The sequence below is a fragment of the Leisingera sp. F5 genome (assembly GCF_001593695.1).
In genome coordinates, this window is record NZ_LUKH01000129.1 from 1 (window position 1) to 5,299 (window position 5,299).

4 protein-coding genes and 2 pseudogenes are annotated in these 5,299 nt (G+C 61.9%); 2 read left to right on the plus strand and 4 right to left on the minus strand.

What is annotated here, in order from left to right:
- Positions 1-472: pseudogene (locus A2I95_RS25545) on the plus strand (SDR family NAD(P)-dependent oxidoreductase); the annotation flags it as partial.
- Between the two features lie 8 nt (positions 473-480).
- Here the strand turns inward: A2I95_RS25545 and A2I95_RS25550 are convergent.
- Both A2I95_RS25550 and A2I95_RS25555 read right to left on the minus strand, forming a co-directional pair.
- Positions 481-732: a hypothetical protein gene (locus tag A2I95_RS25550; protein WP_291734435.1), complete on the minus strand. Its 252-nt coding sequence runs from the start codon at positions 730-732 to the stop codon at positions 481-483.
- Positions 733-871: 139 nt separating this feature from the next.
- Positions 872-1,420: pseudogene (locus A2I95_RS25555) on the minus strand (SDR family NAD(P)-dependent oxidoreductase); the annotation flags it as partial.
- Between the two features lie 74 nt (positions 1,421-1,494).
- Between A2I95_RS25555 and A2I95_RS25560 the strand changes: the two are divergent.
- A complete protein-coding gene (locus A2I95_RS25560; RefSeq protein WP_291734440.1) occupies positions 1,495-2,130 on the plus strand; it encodes a class I SAM-dependent methyltransferase in 636 nt (211 codons plus the stop codon).
- A 189-nt stretch (positions 2,131-2,319) separates the two neighbouring features.
- Here the strand turns inward: A2I95_RS25560 and A2I95_RS25565 are convergent, their stop codons facing one another.
- A complete protein-coding gene (locus A2I95_RS25565) occupies positions 2,320-3,105 on the minus strand; it encodes a carnitinyl-CoA dehydratase (RefSeq protein ID WP_291734437.1) in 786 nt (261 codons plus the stop codon).
- Positions 3,106-3,154: 49 nt separating this feature from the next.
- The gene (locus A2I95_RS25570) at positions 3,155-5,185 is read right to left on the minus strand and encodes an acetate--CoA ligase family protein (protein ID WP_291734438.1); all 2,031 of its coding nucleotides are present in this window, start codon (positions 5,183-5,185) and stop codon (positions 3,155-3,157) included.
- Positions 5,186-5,299 lie beyond the last annotated feature (114 nt).

A 5,299-nucleotide genomic window follows, 5' to 3' on the forward strand; every position in this document is an offset into this window, starting at 1 on the left:
CGGTCTGCCGCTGCATATCTTCCGGCTGGCCGGTATCTATGGCCCCGGCCGCGGTCCCTTTGCCAAGCTGATGGCGGGCAAGGCGCGGCGGATCGTGAAACCGGGACAGGTGTTTTCCCGCATTCATGTCGATGATATTGCTCAGGTTCTGGCGGCCTCCATCGCGCAGCCGCGCCCCGGTGCCATTTACAACGTCTGCGACGATGATCCGGCCCCGCCGCAGGATGTGCTGGGCCATGCGGCGGAGCTGCTGGGCCTGCCGGTGCCGGCCGAAGTGCCTTTTGATGAGGCCGGCATGACCCCTATGGCGCGCAGTTTCTACGGCGAGAACAAGCGGGTCCGCAACCGCCGTATCAAGGAAGAGCTGGGTGTGAAGCTGCTCTATCCGACCTACCGCGAGGGGTTGCGCGCAGTGCTGGAGGCCGAGGATATGGAAAGTTTCGTGCCGCCTGCGGAGCCGCCGGGGGTGTAGTTTTTTGCTTACCGCGGTTTCTCAAACACAAAAAGATATCCAGTTGAAAGTGTCCAAAGCCCAAGGGTTATGGCCAGAAGCAGCAGCCGAACTACAAAAATAATCAGATTGGGTTGGTCTGTGATGGCTTCAATAAAGTTCCAGCCTTCAGAATTTTCGCTTTGAATGACAGACTGAACTTTTCCTTTAGAGCTGCCGAAAATCATCCCGAGTATACCGCCGGCGAAGTTTACGCGGACAACCTTATTCACTTTCTGCATGTGAGAAATCCTTGAAATTTAACAAGAGCTTTCCTCGCATGGTTTAATTTGGCTTGCAACTTATGAATGCGCACATGGTGTAGTGTCCCGCATAAGTTTACGCCCGCTTCTCGCCAATCGTTGCCACGCCCAGCACCTCCAGCACCTGTGCGATGTCATCGACATGAATGCGGGAAAACACCTGGCCCGGCTTCACGATCCGCCGCGCCTTGCCCGCCATCAGCTTGGCAAAGGGACCGCGGCCGGGGCCATAGATACCGGCCAGCCGGAAGATATGCAGCGGCAGACCGGGGATGGCCTGCCATTGCGCCTCGGCCCGGGCGCGCCAGTCGCCGCGTTCGCTGGACGGCGTAACTGGCGTGGCCTCATCCACCCAGGCGCCGTCGTGGTGGCCATAAACTGCCGTAGTCGACAGATACCCCGCCCATTCCAGACCGGTGGCAGCAGTGATTTGACCAGCCATCGCGGCCAGCACCGGGTCACCCGCCATGTTCGGCCCTATCGAGCTCAGCACATGGGTGACCCCGTCCAGCGGCACGTCCTGCCCGGGCCAGGTGATCATCTCCACGCCTTCGGCCTCCACAACCTCGCGCGAAGTGCCGATAACCCGCCATCCCTGCACCAGAAGGCGCGGTGCAAGCGCCCGGGCGGTATAGCCAAATCCAAGACAAAGCAGCGTTTTCCTCATGGCTCCTAGATGCGTTGACCGCGCCTGCTGTGCAAGGGTTGATTCGAATCCCGATCAGCCTTTTCATGGCGCGCATGGACAAACAGAAACCAGGACTTTCAGACGCCTACGCCCTGCAGTCACCTGCCGATTCCAAACGGCTTTACAGGGACTGGGCCAGCACATACGACCAGGATTTCGCCGCCGGGCAGGGCTACCTCCTGCCCGGGTTGACCGCCAAGGTATTTGCCGCCGTCGGCGGAGCCGGCCCGGTGCTGGACGTCGGTGCCGGCACCGGTCTGTGCGGCCAAGCGTTGCGGGCGATTGGAATAGAACCTATCGACGCCACCGATCTAAGCGCCGCGATGCTGGCCGAAGCCTTGCGCAAGGATGCCTACCGCGACGTGATCGAAGCTGATCTGCTGGAAGGCATCCCGGTGCCGCGCGGGTCCTACCGCGGCGTGGTCTCTTCCGGCACCTTCACCCATGGTCACCTCGGCCCGGAAGTCCTGCCCGCCCTGTTGCGGGTGGCCGCACCCGATGCCTGGTTTGCTCTGTCGGTGAATGCCCGGTTCTACGATAAGGCGGGGTTTTCCGAAGCCTTCGGCCGGCTGCTGCGCGGGCAATGGATCAAGAATCTTACTCTGCCGGAACTGCCCATCTACGGACCTCGCGCGACGGGGGCGCACAAGAACGACACCGCCCTGGTCGCGCGATTTCAAAAAGTATAGCACCCCTTTGCCATTATCATTTTGGACAGGCGGGGATCCAAACGCCGCGCAAAGCGCGGCGCCGGGCCCAACTGTGCAGGGACATCTTCAGATGTTCCTGAAACAGGCGGGAGCTCCCGCGTCTTTGGACGGCATCTGCGATGCCGCCCGCACCATTGGGCCCGGCAGCGCAGCTTGCGGCGCGCCGCGTCAGCGCCCCTTCCAGACCGGATCGCGCTTTTCGGCAAAGGCGCGGGCGCCTTCCAGGTTGTCCTCGGAACCATAGAGAACATCCACCGACTTCAGCTGCCGCTGCGTAACCCGGTTCATCGCGTCCTGGAATTTGGAATCTTCTGCGTCGCGCACGATCTCCTTGATTGCCGCATAGACCAGCGGCGGGCCGGAGGCGAGCAGCCGCGCCAGCTCCCAGGCCCGGTCCATCAGCTGGTCCGCCGCCACGATCTCGTTCACCAGGCCCCAGCGGTTGGCCTCTTCTGCGTCAAACCAACGGCCCGTAAGCAGCAGCTCCATTGCGATGTGATAGGGAATGCGTTTGGGCAGTTTCACACTGGCCGCATCCGCGACGGTGCCGGAGCGGATTTCCGGCAACGCAAAGGTGGCGTGATCGGCAGCGATGATCACATCCGCTGACAGCGCCAGCTCCAGCCCGCCGCCACAGGCGATGCCATTCACGGCGGCAATCACCGGCTTGTTCATGTCGCGCAGTTCCTGCAGGCCGCCAAAGCCGCCGACGCCATAATCGCCATCCACCGCATCGCCGTCAGCCGCCGCTTTCAGGTCCCAACCCGGGCAGAAGAACTTTTCTCCACCGCCGGTCAGGATCGCCACCCGCAGGTCAGGGTCGTCGCGGAAATCCCGGAAAACCTCGCCCATCACCCGGCTGGTCTGAAGGTCGATGGCATTTGCCTTTGGCCGGTCCAGTGTCACTTCCAGTATGGCACCATCACGGCGGCTTTTCACAGGGCTGTCGGTCATATCAATTCCTCCTGGCACGGTAGTACCGCTCTTGTTTCAGGCCGAAGCCTCAGTATTTCCGCCGCATCAGCGCATCTGCTGCAACGGCGTCAGCTGGCGTGCAGAGAAGCGGGTTGATCTCGATCTCTTCCAATCCCAGCGCGTTTTCCATCACATAGGCCTCGACTGCGCGGATGGCGCGCAGAATCGCCTCCCTGTCTGCTGCCGGGGCACCGCGGTAGCCGTCCAGCAGTTTGGCAATGCGCAAAGAGTTGAGCGCAGCTTCGATCTCTGGATCCGAGGCTGGCAGCAGAAAGGAAGCACTGTCTTTCATCAACTCGGTCAGGGTGCCGCCCGCCGCCACAGTCATGACAAACCCATGCGCTGGATCCTTGACCACCCCGATCAGAAGCTCAACCACCGCACCGGTAACCATTTCTTCGACCAGAAAGCACGAGGCCGGCATGTTGAAAGCGGCATCACTCACGTCCTGCCCCGAGTTCAGATTCAGCACCACAGCACCTGCTTCGGTCTTGTGCGCAACGCCTTCGCCCTTCAGCACCACCGGGAAGCCGACATCCACCGCAACGGCGCGGGCATTGGTGGCCGAGGCCGCCCGTTTGGATCGCGGGATGCGCAGGCCATAGTCTGCCAGCTGCCGCTTTGCCTCGGCTTCAGGCACCAGATCAGGTTCCACCGCAGGGGTTGGCAGCAACAGCGGTGAAGGTGCTGCCTGCAATGGCAGGCTCGCGGCCTCGCAGGCAGCAATTGCCTCGCTAAGCCCAGCGAAAGGCACCACTCCAGCATCCATCAGACGGGTTGCAACATCCTCCGGCAGCAACTCGGGAAGCGTCGCCACCAGACCAACGTTTGCTCCTGTCCGCTCACGCGAACCAATCGCTGCTTGGATTGCGCATTCCCAATCCGAGGCATCGCAGCGGTCATTGCGCGGGAAGTCGACGATCAGCATAGTCATCGCCAGCTGTGGATCCATCATTGCCGAGAATGCCTGTGTCATCGCCTCGGCATCCCGCCAGATATAAGTGTGGTAGTCGAGCGGGTTTGCCAGCGCCACCATCGGGCCCAGCGCTTCCCGCAAATCCGCCTTTTGGCGATCATTCAGGGGCGGGAACACGACATTGCGCGCATGGCAGGTGTCCGCGGCCAGGCTAGCCTCCCCTCCGGAGCAGCTGATCGTTGCAATGCGGTTCGAAGGCAGCCGCCCCGTCACATGCAGCAATTTCAGTGTCTCCAGGAAGGACGGCAAGTCATTAAGACGCGGAATGCCAAGGCGTGAGAGCAAAGCCCCGGCCCCCGCGTCACCACCCGCAAGCGAGGCGGTATGAGAAACAGTTGCGGCCTGGGCCTCGGCCGATCTGCCGACTTTCAGCGCGATGACCGGCTTTCCCAGTTCGCGGGCACGGGCGGCCAGCGCCTCAAACGCGCGCAGATCGCCAAAGCCTTCGATATGCAGGCCCAGCGCGGTAACGCGCTCATCTTCCAGCAGCGCCTCGCCAATCGCGGCAATGCCGGACTGAGCCTGATTGCCAGCCGTCACCACATAGGCCACCGGCAGACCGCGCGTCTGCATGGTCAGGTTGATGGCGATGTTGGAGCTTTGAGTGACCAGCGCCACGCCCTTCTCTGCCCTTGCGCCGCCATGCTGGTCCGGCCACAGCAGGGCACCATCCAGATAGTTGATGAAGCCATAGCAGTTGGGCCCTAGGAACGGCATTTCGCCTGCCGCCTCCAGCAATTGCGCCTGCAGATCGGCGCCCTCGGCATCTTCTGCGGCCGCTTCCAGGAAGCCGGAAGCAAAGCACACCGCTCCGCCGGCACCGCGCACCGACAGCGCCCACACCACCTCGATGGTGACAAAGCGGTTTACCCCGATGAAAGCCGCATCCGGTGCGTCCGGAAGGCTGTCCACGTCCTTGAAGGCAGGCAGCCCCGCAACTTCTTCCGCCTTGGGGTGAACGGGCCAGATGGTACCCTCAAAGCCCATCTTCTGGCATTGCTCGATCACCAGGCGGCACCATGCGCCGCCGCCGATCACGGCAATGGTCTTAGGGCGGAAGAGGCGGGAAAGGTCGCGTGTCATTCTTTAGCGGATCCGCTGTTTGAGAGTTCGGGATGCCTCCGGCGGGGATATCTCCCGCAAGAAGAAGTAAGTTTTCATTAACCAGAATCACACTCAATGGCTGTGCGGCACAGG

Coding starts and splice junctions, on each gene's coding strand:
- A2I95_RS25550 (WP_291734435.1), bottom strand. CDS start 732: ATGCAGAAAGTGAATAAGGTTGTCCGCGTAAACTTCGCCGGCGGTATA.
- A2I95_RS25560 (WP_291734440.1), top strand. CDS start 1,495: ATGGACAAACAGAAACCAGGACTTTCAGACGCCTACGCCCTGCAGTCA.
- A2I95_RS25565 (WP_291734437.1), bottom strand. CDS start 3,105: ATGACCGACAGCCCTGTGAAAAGCCGCCGTGATGGTGCCATACTGGAA.
- A2I95_RS25570 (WP_291734438.1), bottom strand. CDS start 5,185: ATGACACGCGACCTTTCCCGCCTCTTCCGCCCTAAGACCATTGCCGTG.